General features: G+C 61.4%; 13 protein-coding genes. 9 read left to right on the top strand and 4 right to left on the bottom strand.

Annotated features, from left to right (window positions below; translation table 11 throughout):
- Positions 1–18: 18 nt before the first annotated feature.
- From wecB to DN412_RS00825, 6 genes are all read left to right on the top strand, one after another.
- Positions 19–1,149 carry a non-hydrolyzing UDP-N-acetylglucosamine 2-epimerase gene (gene wecB, locus DN412_RS00850; RefSeq protein WP_115012778.1) on the top strand — a complete coding sequence of 377 codons (1,131 nt, stop codon included), beginning with the start codon at positions 19–21 and terminating at the stop codon, positions 1,147–1,149.
- A 17-nt stretch (positions 1,150–1,166) separates the two neighbouring features.
- Positions 1,167–2,387, top strand: coding sequence for a glycosyltransferase family 4 protein (locus tag DN412_RS00845; protein WP_115012777.1), 1,221 nt, complete (start codon positions 1,167–1,169; stop codon positions 2,385–2,387).
- 20 nt (positions 2,388–2,407) lie between these two features.
- Positions 2,408–3,034, top strand: coding sequence for a GNAT family N-acetyltransferase (locus DN412_RS00840; RefSeq protein WP_115012776.1), 627 nt, complete (start codon positions 2,408–2,410; stop codon positions 3,032–3,034).
- Positions 3,034–4,197 (top strand): DegT/DnrJ/EryC1/StrS family aminotransferase, encoded by a 1,164-nt coding sequence (locus DN412_RS00835; protein ID WP_115012970.1) that lies wholly within the window; start codon positions 3,034–3,036, stop codon positions 4,195–4,197. Before DN412_RS00840 ends, DN412_RS00835 begins: the two co-directional genes overlap by 1 nt.
- Positions 4,197–4,790 (top strand): sugar transferase, encoded by a 594-nt coding sequence (locus DN412_RS00830; RefSeq protein WP_115012775.1) that lies wholly within the window; start codon positions 4,197–4,199, stop codon positions 4,788–4,790. Before DN412_RS00835 ends, DN412_RS00830 begins: the two co-directional genes overlap by 1 nt.
- Positions 4,791–4,975: 185 nt before the next feature.
- The gene (locus DN412_RS00825; protein ID WP_115012774.1) at positions 4,976–6,928 is read left to right on the top strand and encodes a polysaccharide biosynthesis protein; all 1,953 of its coding nucleotides are present in this window, start codon (positions 4,976–4,978) and stop codon (positions 6,926–6,928) included.
- 115 nt (positions 6,929–7,043) lie between these two features.
- Here DN412_RS00825 and DN412_RS00820 read toward each other — a convergent pair whose 3' ends face one another.
- The 4 genes from DN412_RS00820 to DN412_RS00805 form a co-directional block, all read right to left on the bottom strand.
- Positions 7,044–7,745 carry a hypothetical protein gene (locus DN412_RS00820; RefSeq protein ID WP_161563957.1) on the bottom strand — a complete coding sequence of 234 codons (702 nt, stop codon included), beginning with the start codon at positions 7,743–7,745 and terminating at the stop codon, positions 7,044–7,046.
- Positions 7,746–8,327: 582 nt separating this feature from the next.
- Positions 8,328–9,479, bottom strand: a complete 1,152-nt coding sequence (locus tag DN412_RS00815) for a glycosyltransferase (protein ID WP_244222527.1) — start codon at positions 9,477–9,479, stop codon at positions 8,328–8,330.
- The gene (locus DN412_RS00810; protein WP_115012772.1) at positions 9,479–10,795 is read right to left on the bottom strand and encodes a sugar transferase; all 1,317 of its coding nucleotides are present in this window, start codon (positions 10,793–10,795) and stop codon (positions 9,479–9,481) included. Before DN412_RS00810 ends, DN412_RS00815 begins: the two co-directional genes overlap by 1 nt.
- 2 nt (positions 10,796–10,797) lie before the next feature.
- Positions 10,798–11,943, bottom strand: a complete 1,146-nt coding sequence (locus DN412_RS00805; protein ID WP_115012771.1) for a glycosyltransferase family 4 protein — start codon at positions 11,941–11,943, stop codon at positions 10,798–10,800.
- Between the two features lie 353 nt (positions 11,944–12,296).
- Between DN412_RS00805 and DN412_RS00800 the strand changes: the two genes are divergently transcribed.
- From DN412_RS00800 to waaA, 3 genes are read left to right on the top strand one after another with little or no spacing between them, the layout of a single operon-like run.
- On the top strand, positions 12,297–13,682 hold the full coding sequence (locus tag DN412_RS00800) for a phosphomannomutase/phosphoglucomutase (protein WP_115012770.1): 1,386 nt from the start codon (positions 12,297–12,299) through the stop codon (positions 13,680–13,682).
- Positions 13,663–14,766, top strand: coding sequence for a lipopolysaccharide heptosyltransferase I (gene waaC, locus DN412_RS00795; RefSeq protein ID WP_115012769.1), 1,104 nt, complete (start codon positions 13,663–13,665; stop codon positions 14,764–14,766). The genes DN412_RS00800 and waaC overlap by 20 nt, the downstream gene beginning before the upstream one ends.
- Positions 14,766–16,055, top strand: coding sequence for a lipid IV(A) 3-deoxy-D-manno-octulosonic acid transferase (gene waaA / locus DN412_RS00790; RefSeq protein WP_115012768.1), 1,290 nt, complete (start codon positions 14,766–14,768; stop codon positions 16,053–16,055). Before waaC ends, waaA begins: the two co-directional genes overlap by 1 nt.
- Positions 16,056–16,078 lie beyond the last annotated feature (23 nt).

Genomic DNA, 16,078 nt, shown 5'->3' with positions numbered 1-16,078 from the left:
ACTGAACCTGCGACGCTGATGAATAAGCTTAAAGTCATGACCGTGGTCGGTACCCGGCCCGAAATCATTCGCCTGTCGCGGGTTCTGGCGCGACTCGACGAGCATTGCGAACATTTGCTCGTGCATACCGGGCAGAACTACGACTATGAACTGAACCAGATTTTTTTTGACGATCTCGGTATTCGCAAGCCCGACCATTTTCTCAATGCGGCCGGTGGTTCGGCAGCTGAGACCATCGGCAAGATCATCATCGCGATGGACGAAGTGCTGGCCGCGGAGAGACCGGAAGCACTACTCGTGCTTGGCGATACCAACAGCTGCCTGTCGGTGATTCCGGCAAAGCGCCGCAAGATTCCGATCTTCCACATGGAAGCGGGTAACCGGTGTTTCGACCTGCGCGTGCCGGAGGAAACCAATCGCCGCATTGTCGACCACACGGCCGACATTAATCTGACCTACAGTTCGATTGCCCGTGAGTATCTGTTGCGCGAGGGCTTGCCCCCGGACATGGTGATCAAGACTGGCAGCCCGATGGCGGAAGTGCTCGCGTACTATAGGCCTGGGATCGAAAGATCCGATGCGCTCGCCCGCCTCGGCCTGCGCGAAAATGGCTATTTCATAGTCAGTGCACACCGCGAAGAGAATATCGATTCCGACGCCAACTTCAGCAAGCTGGTGGAGGTGCTGAATGCTGTAGCCGAGCAATATGACCTGCCGGTTATTGTCTCTACCCATCCGCGTACGCAAAAGCGTGTGGATGCCATGGGCGCGCATTTTCACGCCAATGTGCGATTGCTCAAGCCGTTGGGCTTCACAGATTACAACAAGCTGCAATGCTCGGCTCGCGCGGTGCTGTCTGACAGCGGCACGATCAACGAGGAATCGTCGATTATGAATTTCCCGGCGCTGAACCTGCGCGAGGCGCACGAGCGTCCCGAGGGCATGGAGGAGGCCGCTGTGATGATGACAGGACTGTCAGTCGACCGTGTCATGCAGGGCCTGGCCATTCTGAATTCGCAGCCGCGTGGCGAGACGCGCATGTTGCGCCAGGTGGCCGATTACAGCATGCCAAACGTCTCGGACAAGGTCGTGCGGATCATTCATAGCTATACGGACTATGTGAACCGCGTGGTCTGGAAAAAATACTGAAGCGATAGGAGTCGGTCTTGCGAATCCTGTTTGTTTCACAGCTATTCGATCCTGAAAACTCCATCAAGGGCCTGGAGTTTGCAAGACGGCTGCAAGCGCTCGGCCACGAGGTCGAGGTGATTACAACGTTTCCAAGTTATCCGGGAGGGAAGATCTTTCCCGGATACCGGTTGCGCTGGAAACAGGTGGAGGAAATCGACGGCGTAAAGATTGTCCGATTGCCAACCATTATCAGCCATGGGCGATCGGCGCTGAAGCGCATGCTCAGCTATGCCTCGTTTGGCGTGGTGTCGTCGGTTCATGCGCTGTTTTTCGCGAAGAAGGCGGATGTTATCTATGCCTACTATCCGCCGGTCGTGGTGGGCCTTGCCGCAATGATGGTGCGGCTCTTTCGGCGGACGCCATTTGTTTACGACGTGCAGGATCTCTGGCCTGAGGCGCTGGTGGCCACTGGAATGGTCCGCGAGGGGCGGTTCACGCGGTTCGTCGACCGGCTTTGCGGGCTGATTTATCGGAGCGCTGCGCGCGTTGTGGTGCTGTCCGACGGTTATGGTCGTGCGCTGGAATCGAAGAACACGCCGAGAGAGAAGATCGAGCGGATCTTTAACTGGTGTGATGAAGGACGTACGGGCGCGGCGGCGGAGCCAGCCGAGCAACTACTGGACCCCGCGTACTTCAACATTCTGTATGCTGGCAATATGGGGGCGGCGCAGGCATTGACACATGTCATTTCCGCCGCGGCGCTGGTTGAACAGCATGGCAATGACAAGATCCGCTTTGTCTTCCTTGGCGCCGGGGTGGAATGCGACGCCTTGAAGCGCCAGACTTCCGAACTTGGCTTGGGAAATGTCAAATTCTTTCCGCAGGTGCCGGTGGACAAGGTGAGCGGCATTCTTGCGGCGGCGGACGTACTGCTGGTGCACCTGGCGGATGCCAGGGTCTTCGAAATTACGATTCCTTCGAAGACCCAGGCTTACATGAAGACCGGACGCCCAATCCTGATGGCTGTGAAGGGCGAGGCTGCGGCAATCGTTTCCGATGCGCAGGCAGGTATGGTGGTTGAACCTTGCCAGCCGGAAAAACTGGCAGAGGCCGTCCTTCGCATGGCTGCTTTGCCGCGTGCCAAGCTGGACGAGATGGGCCGCTGCGGGCGCGATTACTACACTGAGAGAATGAGTATGGAGAATGGGGTAAGGCAGGTAGACTCCATGCTCAAGGAAATCGTGACAAATAGTTAGTTATTTGAGGATGGTTCAACATGCGTCGTTTGGCAGAGCCGAATGATCTGAATCAGGTCGTCGATGTGCACCTGGCCGCCTTTCCCGGTTTTTTCCTGACTACGTTGGGACGTCCGTTTTTGACGGTCATGTATCGTGCGTTCCTGAGCCAGCCAGGTAGCGTTTTTGTTGTCGCTGAGGAGAACGGCCAACTCCAGGGTTTTGCCGTGGGCGCCTTGAAGCGGGGGGAAGGCGATCGGACGCTGGCATTGAAATATCTGTTCCGCTTTCTTTGCGCTCTGATTCCGGCGGTATTGCGGAATCCCGTCAGAGTGACTCGGCGCATTCTGGGTCAGATGCTTTCAGGCCGGGGGCAGCCCGAATTCCCCGATCATTCGGCCGTACTGAGAAGTATCGGCATACTGCCCGAAGAGAAGGGGAAAGGGCTGGCCAATGACCTTCTTTGCGATTTTGAGAAGCAGGCGCGAGCCAAGGGCGCCGAAGCCGTGGTGCTGACGACGGACGCAGCTAGTAATGAGCGGGCGATCGGATTCTACAAAAAGAATGGCTACGAAGTGCAGACGGAATTTCGGCAGGATGGCGCTCGGCCGATGCTGCTGATGAGAAAGCCTATTCGTATTGCTATGCAAGACTCTAAGGGTGAATGATGACGGACGCTAAGCAGGATTTTCTTCCTTTCGCTCTTCCCGATATCGGCGAAGAGGAAATTTCGGAAGTGGTAAACGCATTGCGTTCGGGCTGGGTAACCACCGGCCCGAAGACCCGGCAGTTCGAGGCCGACTTCGCAGCGTTTCTTGGCGGCGGGCTTGAAGCCATTGCCGTGAATTCCGCCACGGCTGGCTTACACCTGGGACTGGAAGCCCTGGGCGTGGGCCCAGGCGATGAAGTGATTACTACGACGCACACGTTCACGGCATCGGCGGAAATCATTCGGTATCTCGGCGCAGACCCCGTGTTCGTTGACGTGGATCCAAATACGTTGTGCATTGATGTTGCTGCAGCAGAGCGGGCCATCACGCCGCGTACCAAGGCCATCATTCCCGTGCATTTCGCGGGCCGCTCGGCGGACATGGAAGCGCTGCTGGCCATCGCGCGCAAGCACGGCGTGCGGGTGATGGAAGATGCTGCGCATGCCTTGCCCACTACATGCGGCGGCAAGATGATCGGCACGCTGGACAGCGATGTTACGGTCTTCAGCTTCTACGCGAACAAGACCATCACGACTGGCGAAGGTGGCATGCTTGTGACGCGCAATCCGGAGCTGGCCAAACGTGCACGGGTGATGCGTCTGCACGGCATTAATCGCGATGCGTTCGATCGGTTTACGTCCAAGGCTCCAAGCTGGTACTACGAGATCGTGGCACCGGGTTTCAAATACAACATGACCGATATCGCCGCCTCGATGGGTATCCATCAGCTCCGGAAGGCGCAGGCTTTCCGCGAAAAGCGCGCGTATATTGCCGGTCTCTACGACGAGTCACTGGCGGAGCTGCCCATTATTCGTCCTCCGCACGCGGCGCCCGGCGACGTGCACTCGTGGCATTTGTATGTGATCCAGCTTGACGATACGGTCAAGGTTGGACGCGACCAATTCATCGAGCGCATGTTTGCACAAGGGATCGGATGCAGCGTGCACTACATTCCGATGCATCTGCATCCGTACTGGCGCGATACGTACAAACTGACGCCGGAGATGTTCCCGGCCAGCCAGCGCATCTTTGAGCACACGGTCTCGTTGCCGCTGTACACGCGGATGACTGAAGCCGATGTCCAGCGTGTGGTGCGCGCCGTGAAGGAAGCGCTACGTTAATGGCCAAGCGGATTTTCGATCTGATCGCCAGCGCCGCCGGCCTCCTTGTGCTGGCGCCCTTGCTGGCGGCTCTGGCCCTGATCATCAAGCTGGAATCGCCAGGGCCGGTTTTCTTTCGGCAGGAACGCGTAGGGCGGTTCGGCAAGCTGTTCCGCATCCACAAGTTCCGGACCATGGTGACGGACGCCGAGCGTAAGGGCCTGCAGATCACGATTGGCGCGGACAAGCGTGTCACCCGGGTCGGCGTGGTGTTGCGGAAATACAAGCTGGACGAACTGCCGCAACTGATTGATGTCGTCGTCGGGGACATGAGCCTGGTTGGCCCCAGGCCCGAGGTACCCCGGTACGTGGAATGCTATCCCGCGGATGTGCGCGATATCGTGCTGTCCGTAAGGCCGGGTATTACGGACTGGGCGTCGATCGAGTTCAAGGACGAAAACGAAATCCTCGGTGCAGCCAAGGATCCCCAGCAGGCCTACATTACCGAAGTCCTCCCCATCAAGCTCGGCTACTACGTAAAGTACGTACAGGGGCGGACGTTCTTCGGAGATCTGTGGGTGATCGTTTCGACTATCAAGAGCCTGGTGCGATAAAGGCTGATGTGGGCTGAGGTCCGCCGGCAGTTTGTGACCCCGTAGACAGGTGGAATCTCTAGGGACGGCAGCGTTCAAGGGGATGCATGACCCGTGCCTTTCTCTTTGCTACTTGTTGCTGCATCGGCTGCGGACAGAACCATTCGAGCAGTGGCCCGCGGCACTACGCTTGCTTTAACGGAATTATGAGCAATCAATTCACACAACCGTTGTTGACATTGAGGCGTCCAATCAAGCGTCTCGTGGTCGTGACGCTGGATCTGGTGCTTTCGCTGGTCGCGGTATGGGCTTCCTTCTACTTGCGGATGGATCAGTCAGGCCTGCCGCTATACCAGCAGAAGTATGTCTATCTGCTGGCCCCATTCTTGGCTTTTCCGCTTTTTGTCCATTTTGGCCTGTATCGGGCGATCTTTCGCTATACCGGTATGGCGGCGCTGGCCAACACCGCAAAGGCGGTCGGCATCTATGGTGTGACGTTCTTCTGCTTGCTCCTGCTGCTGAAGCTGGACGGCGTGCCCCGCAGCGTGGGTCTGATCCAGCCGATGCTGTTCTTCCTACTGGTCGGCTCCAGCCGGGCCGTTGCCAAGTTCTGGCTGGCGGGATGGTCGGGCCGGTCCAGGCATGCCGAAGGCCGATTGCTTATCTACGGCGCGGGTGAGGCCGGGGTACAGACCGCATCGGCGCTCGGTGCGGTGCGGCAGTTTGTATTGCTGGGCTTCGTCGACGATGACCGAACCAAGGTCGGTGGCCATATCAACGGCGTCGACATTTTCTGTCCGGAGGATGTGCCCGAAGTCATCGATCGCCTGGGCATCACGGACATTCTGCTTGCCATCCCCTCGCTGGACCGCTCGCGACGTAACGCGATCATCGCAAAACTGCGAGAGTTCCCCGTGCACATCCGCACATTGCCGGGCATGGTGGATCTGGCGTCGGGACGCGTCACTGTCCATGACTTCCAGGAGCTGGATATTGAGGACTTGCTCGGACGTGCGCCCGTGCCGCCTGATTCCGACCTGCTAGCCCGCAATCTCGCCGGCAAGACGGTGCTGGTGACCGGCGCGGGCGGCAGCATCGGCAGCGAGCTCTGCCGCCAGATTCTGCTGGAAAAGCCGAGCCAACTCTTGCTGGTGGAGCACAACGAATTTGGTCTCTATACCGTGCATCGCGAGCTTGAGGGTTTGCGCGCCGAGCATGGGCTTTCAGTGGAAGTGGTGCCGCTGCTCGGTAGCGTGGGCAACCTTGGTCGGCTGCGCGAAATTTGCAGGCTCTATCACCCCGCGACCGTCTTCCATGCCGCCGCCTACAAGCACGTGCCGTTGGTGGAGGACAATCCGTCGGAAGGCGTGCTGAACAACATATTCGGAACGCTCAACACGGCGCGCGCTGCCATGGAAGGCGCCGCCGAATCGTTTGTGCTGGTCTCGACTGACAAGGCAGTTCGCCCGACCAACGTGATGGGCGCCACCAAGCGGATGGCAGAACTGGTGTTGCAGGCAATGGCTGCCAGCCAGACCGTCGATTTCGGGCTGATGGATGGCCAGGTAGGGGGGGAAGTCCGCAACCGCACGGTTTTTGCAATGGTTCGCTTTGGCAACGTGTTAGGCAGCAGTGGCAGCGTGGTGCCGTTGTTCCGGCGCCAGGTGCTGGAGGGCGGGCCCTTGACGCTGACCCACGAGAAGGTGACTCGCTACTTTATGACCATCCCCGAGGCGGCTCAGCTGGTGCTGCAGGCGGGCGCTATGGCGCATGGCGGCGAGGTGTTCGTGCTCGATATGGGGCAGCCGGTCAAAATCATGGACCTGGCCAAACGCATCATCCAACTCTCCGGCCTGACGGTGCGAGATGATCACAATCCGGATGGCGACATCGAGATTCGAATAACCGGCCTGCGCCCTGGCGAGAAGCTCTATGAGGAGCTGCTGATCGGCGACAATCCGGAGGGTACTGCTCACGAGCGGATCATGAAGGCGCGCGAAGACTACGTGCCGTGGCCGGAGTTTGCACCGGAGCTGGCAATGATACGGCTGGCAGCAGAGCGCAACGACGAGAAGATGATCAAGGAAATTCTTGGACGACACGTCCACGGGTACGAGCAGCGGGCAGAGGGCAGCGCTGCAAACACAGTGCTGGTGTGAAGGAGGCCCGGACCTAGCCATCTGATCCTGGCCCCGGGCTACATGCTCAGAGTCGGGATTCCGACTTGTTCTGAACATTCCGAAGTCGGCCGCGCATGCGGCCGCATTTTTCTAGTTAGTTACGGGTCGTCTTTCTTGCCACAATGACAAGGCTCCCGAGCGCGATGCCGAAGACGATTCCACCTGCAAAATATGTCAGCCAGCCTGGCGTGCTGGGGCGCATCGGAGCGAAAATATCGCCCAAAATCCTTGTCGGAAAGCTGCGTGTGGGATCCAGTGCGTCTTGCAACTGCGAGCTGCGTTGTCTTAATTCGATAACCTGCTTGTCAGCAAGCATCGTCATATTGGTGAGTTGCAATTCCCGCGTGCGGCCATTAGCATCATTGGATTGCTTGGCATTCGATTCAAGCCACGCAAAGCTATTGGTATAATCTCTTTCCGCCGATTTGAGTTTGTCGGAAATGGCGGAAAGATCCCCATTCATTCTGCCAATTGCCGGGTCAAATAGCTTGCGATGCTCCGTGGCAAGCAGCTTGAACGACGTCTCGAGGGCGGTCATGGCCTGCTGACGCGAATAAGCCGTAACTTGCAGAGTCAACAAGTTCGGGCTTTTTGCCGGAGTTCCCAACAAGGAATTGAAGATCAGCCTGGAAGCCTTGTCGTCGGTGTCCGCCGGTGGCAGCCCCATCTCATTCAGCACTTTCAAGCGAGACGACGGCAGGTTGTAGCGGTCTGCCGCCGTCAGCTGATTTTCGATCAAACGACTGGAAACACTGTTCCCATCAGGATTGGATATCTGTCCAACCTGGACGGTCATCTTGGCGGTCCAGCGCGGGGGGGTAAAGTGAAATATGGCGAGTCCACATAAACCGCCTATCACCCCTGTGCAAATAATCTGCTTGATTGCGGAAGAAGAGGGGCGCCACCCGTCTCGGGAAACGTTTAGATTTTCGGATGCCATTTGTGCTGTTCAGTAGGGCATGATTTATGCATTCTATCCTGAATGTTCAAACGTAGACCGCAACAGATGGTAACAAATTCCCACATCCTGGCTTTACGGTATAGAGGGGTATTCCCGGGGCACTTTCGGGTGTTTGGTACAAAGGTCTGCCGGTAACAAATGAGCCAGACATGGGTTCGTGTGCACGCTGTATTCCAATTCGCGGGGCAGCTAGTGCAGGCGCGAGGGCGAATATATCGCGCCAATGCAGCCGGTTGACGGAACGGGCGGCCGATCAGTTGTGCCCAGGGCCGGAATGCGAAGAGCATGGGATTGCCGACGACTTCGATCCAGTAGTCGGGACCCTGGAGGCGAACCTGCCTGGCCGCCGTGCCGATACCGATCCGGAAGCCGCGTTCGGCCAGCATCCTCAGCAGATTGCTCGCGACGCGCTGCGCATCAGGCGACCTCCGCGTGGACAACGGGTTCCGTGTCTGCCACGCTTGCGTAGAGCCGCAGCCAGCGTCGTGCGACGGCCTCGATCGAGAAGGCGCTCTGCACACGTTCGCGTCGTGCGGCTACTTGTGCTGGCGTGCCGCGGCCCTCGCGCAAGGAGTCCGACATGGCGCTGCCGAGGGCATCGGCTTTGCCGCGCGGCACGATGGTCCCCTGGTCGTACAAGACCTCGCCCACGCCAGGTGCGTCGGCGGCCACGACTGGGCAGCCGCATGCCAGCGCTTCCACCAGGACCATCGGCAGTCCCTCGATATTCGACGACAGCACGAACAGGTCGGCCGCGTTGAGCAAGGCAGGGACGTCATCGCGCGGACCGAGCAGCGTGGCCCTCGATGCCAGCCCCAGTGCGGCAATCTGACCGCTCAGCGCCTGCTGCAACGGCCCCCCGCCGGCGATCATCAGCCGCGCGCTGGGCATGGCATCTATGTGCGCGAACGCGCGGATCAGCAAGTCCTGCGCCTTCTCCGGCACAAGGCGCCCGACATTGAGAACCAGTTGCGTATCCGCGGTGACGCCCAGGCGCTCGCGTGTGGCGGCGCGCAATGCGGGATCCGGACGAAAACGGTCGATATCGATCCCATTGGGCATCACGACGATGCGTTTATCGGACACCCCACCGGCCGCGATCATGCCGTCCCGGCCGTCGCGGCTGACGTGGGTGGTCAGACTGGTCCATCGATCGGTGAACCTGTACGCCAGCATGCGCAGGCGGCCGCCTTCGCGAAAGCTGTGTGCCGTGCAGACCAGCGGCGGGCAACGCACGAGACGGGTCAGTGCACGGGCGAACAGGTTGGCGTGCACCATGTGGGCGTGGATCACATCAGGCTGCCACGACCTGACCAGCGCACGCGCCTGCCAGAGCGCGCGGGCCATGCCCGTGGGCGTCTTGCGCATATTGAGTTCGACCACGTGGGCGCCGTTGGGCACCTCGATCTCTCGACCCGACGACAGGCTCAGGATCGCCACGGCATTCCCCAGCGCCAGGAAGGTGCGTGCAAGTGCCACCACCTGGTGTTCGGCGCCACCCACCTTCAGGCCAGTCGTGACCAGCAGAATCCGCATCGGCACGCCTGCCTCGACATGGGTGGGTCCCATCAGCGCGCCCCATATCCAGTCAGCAGCGTGCGCACTGTCTTGACTGCAATCAGCAGGTCCAGCGCAAATGAACAGTGCTTTACATAGTAAAGGTCGTAGCTGAGCTTGGTGACAGTCTCCTCGAGCGTGCCGACGTAGCCCTGTTGTACTTGCGCCCATCCCGATAGTCCGGGTCGCACGAGATGTCGGTACGGATAATAGGAAATCGTTTCCGAAAACTCCTCCACCATCGGTGCCTGCTCCGGCCTCGGGCCGATCAGACTCATATGGCCGGCCAACACGTTCCAGAGCTGCGGAACCTCGTCGAGCCGGTACTTGCGGATGATGCGGCCAACCTTGGTGACACGCGGGTCGCGGCGTGCGGCGAATTGCGCCATGGCGTTGGCGTCCACGCCCATGCTGCGGAACTTCAGCATGATGAACGGCTTGCCGAATAGGCCCACTCGCTCCTGGCGAAAGATGGCGCCGCCCGGCGTTTCAAGCCGGATCACGAAGGCCACGGCAAGACCGATTGGCACGGCCAATGGTGCCAGGCAGACGACGGCCAGAATATCAATGGCGCGCTTGAGGTAGCCATAGAGATAGTGCGCCGCATAGTCGTCAAAGAAGTTCTCGTCGATATGCGCAAGGCCGACTCGGCCGGTCAGCATTTCGCCAACGCGCTCGACCGAGTACATGCGCACGTGACTGAGCTTGTACTGCGCAAGTTGGCGGGTGCGTTCGGGGTCAGCCGTGGTACTGCGGTCGACCATCAGGCCGTCGCAGTGCCTGGCGTCTTCCAGCGAGCCGATCTGTTCGAAGCGCGTGGGCGATGGCGGCGCGGCTCCGGGCATCGTTATGATGGCTTCGAGCTGTTCCAGCGTTTGGGGATCCGCGTAGCCAAACAGTGGCACGTAGTTTTGCACGTAGCGGCGATAACCGATCCAGATCCACACCAGCGTTGTCACATAGCCCAGCAGCAGTGCGCCACGGGAGTACTCGATATGAAACGAGGCAAAGACGAACAGTAGCGCGACAAATGGGAAGGTTGCGGCCAGCCCGACCAGGCTGTTGCCTTCCATCGCGGGCAGGTGGAGCGAGCGATGCAATAGCACGAAGGCAAACAGATAAGGCACCACCGACCACAGCAGCGTGCGCGTGAACACGTGGGTGACGATGCCTGCGTTGTGAGCCAGTTCGGCCAGGATGGTGTTCAGGCCGAACAGAAGCAGGCCAAGCAGGGCCCAGGCCAGCATGCGGCTGGCACGGCGGATGGTTTCGGAGCCGGCGGCGCGGGTGGCGAGCGCCGGGCGTTGCAGGCTGTTAGTCTTCAGCATTGTCATCTTGCCAGCAGGCGGGAGTCGCGATTGCCGCTGGACAGGGCGTGTTGATACACCGACCACGTGGCTTGAGCCATGCGTTCTAGTCCGAAATATTGTTCCCAGCGGTCGCGGGCAGTCTGGCCAAGGGTGGTTCGCCGGGCGGGATCATCGGCCAGTTGAATGAGGGCTTGCGTCAGGGCATCGATATTGTTGCCGGCGATCAGCAGGCCGCAGCGGCCGTCGTCGAGTTGCTCGCGGATGCCGGGCAGGTCGCTCGCGATGACCGGCAGCCCGGCGCGCATGGCTTCGAGTACGGAAAGCGGGAAGCCTTCATGGTCTGAGATCAGTGCAAACGCCTGGGCGGAGGCAAGCAGCGCGGGGATGTCTTGCACGTTGCCCGGGAAGCTGATGCGGCCTGGGGCCAGTGCCTCGGCCAGCTGCTGCGTGGCGGCAAGCCGGGGGCCCTCCCCGGCGAGCGCGAGTTCGCAATCGGGCAGGTTCGCCTGGGCGAAGGCGCGCACCAGCAGGTCATGTCGCTTGGGGATGGCGAAGCGGGCCACCATCACGATGCGTCGCATGTCGCAGGCCGGGGTGGCCAGGGCGCTGGTGTCTGGAATGCCATTGCGGACGACAGTTACACGCGTCGATGGAATGGGCAAAGACTCCGACATGGCCCGTTCGGCTTCGGCTACGCAAATCAGGCGGGAGGTCAGCGGAGCCAGCAGCCATTCGGCGATCCGGGAGGCCAGGCGCTGCCGGACGGGCGCAGCGGCTTTGAAGCCGAAACCGTGCACGGTGTAGACCACCGGGATGCCAAGCTGCCAGCCAGCCAGCCTGCCCAGCGCGCCGGCCTTGGCGCTGTGGGCGTGGATCAGGTCGGGGGCGATGTCGCGCAGGGCCTGCATCAACTGGCGCAAGGTGGCGATTGCGCGCATCGGCGACAGCGCGTTGTCCAGCAGCGGCAGGCGTATTGTTCGTACGCCGGCTTGCCTGGCTGCGTCAAACAGCGGGCCGTCTCCTCCCGCCAGCACCACCACTTCGGCTCGCCCGTGCATGGCCCGCAACAGGTCCGCTACGTGCGCCTGTGCCCCACCGATCTCGGAGTTCGTGATCAGGTAGGCGATGCGAGGGCTGGTCGGTGGCGTGGGCAACGGCTGGATCATTGAAACGGACTTGGATCTAGTCCTTGGGCGAGGGCTGGTGATGACCTGTGATAGCCAGCGTCGTAGTTGGCGCCCGATCCCCGCTACTGGAAATGCTCAGGACGACGCATGGCGAGCGGCTGCCGTCAAATTCTGCGGCGCGGGCCGGAGCAAGTCTGGATCGGGTCACGGCTTCCTGAATGCGCACCGCTGAACTCGACGAAAAATGCCGAATGCCAGCCTAAACATGTATCGAAAAGCGATTATAACTGCCGCCAGTGCCGCAATCCGGCAAAATACGACCTTTGACGCCACTCTTCTCCGGAAGTCCAAGTGTGGTGCACAGCCAATTCCAAATCAGGTCAGGACATCGCATGCAAATCGATCCCTCCATCTTCAAAGCCTATGACATCCGCGGCATCGTCGGTAAGACGCTTACCAGGGATGTGGCCCGCCAGATCGGCCTCTCATTCGGTTCTGCCGCGGCGGAAGCCGGCGAGAAGGCAGTTGTTGTAGGCCGCGACGGCCGCCTCTCCGGCCCGGACCTCATCAGTGGCCTGATCGAAGGCCTGCGCGCCGCCGGCATGGATGTGATCGACCTGGGCATGGTTGCCACGCCGATGGTCTACTTTGGCACCAACATCGAGCTCGATGGCGTAAGCGCCACTTCGGGCATCATGGTCACCGGCAGCCACAACCCGCCGGATTACAACGGCTTCAAGATGGTCCTGGCGGGCAAGGCCATCTATGGAGAGCAGATCAAGGGGCTGCACCAGCGGATCGAAGCTGGCAATTTTGTAAGTGGCGCTGGCGGCTACCGTGAGGTCGATGTGCGTCAGAAGTACCTCGACCGCATTCTTGGCGATGTCAAGCTGACCCGTTCCATGAAGATTGCGCTGGATGCAGGCAACGGCGTGGCCGGTGCCTTCGTGGGCGATCTGTTCCGCGGGCTGGGTTGCGAAGTGACCGAGCTGTTCTGCGAGGTCGACGGAAATTTCCCGAACCATCATCCGGACCCCGCCCATGTGGAGAATCTGCAGGACCTGATGAAGTGCCTGCGCGAAACCGACCGCGAACTGGGCCTGGCCTTTGACGGCGACGGCGACCGCCTGGGCGTCGTGACCAAGGACGGGCAGGTGATTTTCCCGGACCGCCAGCTGATGCTGTTTGCCGAAGAGATCCTTGCGCGCAATCCGGGCGCGCAGGTGATCTACGACGTCAAGTGCACGGGCAAGCTGGCGCCATGGATTCGCCAGCATGGCGGCGAACCGCTGATGTGGAAGACCGGCCATTCGCTGGTGAAGGCGAAGCTCAAGGAGACTGGTGCGCCGATCGCCGGCGAGATGAGCGGGCACGTATTCTTCAAGGATCGCTGGTACGGGTTTGACGATGGCCTGTACACGGGCGCGCGGCTATTGGAAATCCTGTCGCGCCACGCCGACCCCAGCGCCGTGCTGAATGTGCTGCCAAACGCCAACAACACGCCCGAACTGCAACTCAAGTGCGCCGAGGGCGAGCCGTTCACGCTGCTGGACAAGATCAAGGCCAACGCCAAGTTCGATGGCGCGCGCGAGGTCATCACCATCGACGGGGTGCGTGTCGAGTATGCGGATGGCTTCGGTCTTGCCCGTCCGTCCAATACCACGCCGGTCGTGGTGATGCGCTTCGAGGCGGACAACGACGCCGCGCTGGCGCGGATCCAGGCTGAATTCAAACGTGTGATCCTGGCCGAGAAACCGGATGCTCAGCTCCCGTTCTGAGGGCGGGGCGGTGCCGCAGTCGGCGGCCGCGTCTGGCGTCGTCCAGGCCGCGCCGCTGGCCGTACCGTTTGCAATGCCGGATCGGCCGCGCATCCTGCTGATCAAGGTCTCGTCCTTGGGTGACGTCGTCCACAATATGCCGCTGGTGCATGACCTGCGCGCACGCTGGCCGGGGGCCGAGATCGACTGGGTGGTGGAAGAGGGCTACGTCGAACTGGTGCGCCTGCTGCCTGATGTGCGGCGAGTCATTCCGTTCGCGCTGCGGCGTTGGCGCAAGCGCTTCTACCAGTCGGGCACCTGGCATGAGGTGGTCGCGCTGCGCGACACCTTGCGCCTCGATAGCTATGACGCGGTGATCGAAAGCCAGGGCCTGCTGAAGACCGCCGTGGTCGCACGCGCGGCCAGCCGTACGCCGCGTGCGCCGATCATCGGCCTTGGCAATGCCACGAAGGGTTCCGGCTATGAGCCGGCCGCGCGGCTGCTGTATACCGCGCCGGTGCGCGTGCCCAGCCAGACCCATTCGGTGCAGCGCTCGCGCTTGCTGGGCGCGGCGCTTACCGGCGTCGGGCCGGTCGAGCCGCCGCAGTTCTTCGGCGCCGCCGCTCAGACGCTGCATGTGGATGATCCGATCTGGGACGGCCTGCCCCCGCGCTATGCCGCATGTTTCCACGCGACGGCCGGCGCGAAGAAGAAGTGGCCGGTGTCGAACTGGCACACGCTCGGGCGCCAGTTGCTGGAAGACGGCCTGGTCATGCTGCTGCCGTGGGGCAACGATGCCGAACGTCGCGCCGCGGAAGAGATTGCGGCGGGAGTGCCGCAGGCCCAGGTGTTGCCGCGCTTCTCAGTGATGCAGGGATTTGGCCTGATCAATCGCGCCGAAGTTGTCATTGGCATCGATACCGGGCTCGTCCATATTGCCGCGGCGCTGTGCCGGCCCACCGTGGAGATCTACACCGCGACATGGCGCTGGAAGACCGAAGGCTACTGGTCGGACCGTATTGCCAACGTGGGGGACCATGGCGTCGTGCCGTCAGTCGAAGACGTTATTGAAGCGGCCCGCCGCGTACGCGGGGTGGGCCGCTGATGCTGCGTGTCCTGTATAGCCTGTTGTGGCTGGTGGCGCTGCCGGTTGCACTGCTGCGTCTTGTCTGGCGCGCACGCAAGGAGCCCGGGTACCTTGAGCATGTCGGGGAGCGGCTGGGCCGTTACGGCCATTTGCCGGCGAACGGGCCGTGGCTGTGGGTGCACGCGGTTTCGGTCGGCGAAACGCGGGCCGCGCAGCCGCTGATCGAAGCGCTACTGGCAGCCTATCCCAGCCATCGCCTGCTGCTGACACATATGACGCCGACCGGCCGTCAGACCGGAGCGCAACTGTTCGGCAAAGAACCGCGCGTCCTGCAGTGCTACCTGCCTTATGACCTGCCTTGGCTGGTGAGCCGGTTCCTGCGCTATTTCCACCCGGCTGCCGGCATGCTGATGGAAACCGAGGTCTGGCCCAACCTGGTGCGCGGTGCGCGTCGGGCTGGCGTGCCGCTGTTCCTGGTCAATGCACGGCTGTCGCCGCGCAGCTACCGACGTACCGCCCGCTTTGGCCGCGTGGCGGCGGCGATGTACAGTGACTTTGCCGGCGTGCTGGCACAAACCGCTGGCGATGCCGAACGTTTCAATGCCCTGGGCGTGGAGGCGGTGCAGATCACGGGCAACCTGAAGTTCGACATGCAGCCGGCCCCCGCCAGCGTGGAGCGCGGCGGGCACTTGCGGCAGGCATTCGGCGAACGCGCCGTGCTGGCCGCTGCCAGTACCCGGGAAGGCGAGGAGCCGATGCTGCTGGATGCGTTTTCGCGTTGGCAGCGGGTGGGCGGGGAGGTGCCCAGGCCAGCCTTGCTGCTGGTGCCGCGGCACCCGCAGCGGTTCGATGAAGTGGCGGCAATGGTCGCGCGCGCCGGTTTCACCGTGCAGCGCCGCAGTGCGATGGATATCGATCATCTGTCTGCTCCGATCACGGCTGACGTGGTGCTGGGCGATTCGATGGGGGAGATGGCGATGTACTTCGCGGCTTCCGACCTTGCTTTCATCGGAGGAAGCCTGATACCGCTCGGCGGGCAGAACCTGATCGAGTCATGCACGGTCGGGACGCCGGTACTGGTTGGGCCGCATACCTTCAACTTCGCGCAGGCGACCAACGATGCCATAGCTGCCGGGGGCTGCCTGCGCGTGGCCGATGCCGACGACCTTATCGGGACGGCATCAAGAGTACTGTCCGATCCTGCCCGGCTGGCCGATATGCGTGCCCATGCGCGCACCTTCGCGGGCCTGCACCGGGGAGCCACGACCCGGACGCTGGCGGCGCTGGCGCGAGCGCTCGGCACCTGAGTTCACCGGGCGCGGCGCGACAA

The organism is Cupriavidus lacunae, assembly GCF_003353055.1.
GTDB lineage: Bacteria > Pseudomonadota > Gammaproteobacteria > Burkholderiales > Burkholderiaceae > Cupriavidus > Cupriavidus lacunae.
This window is presented reverse-complemented; position numbering and strand designations above follow the sequence as displayed.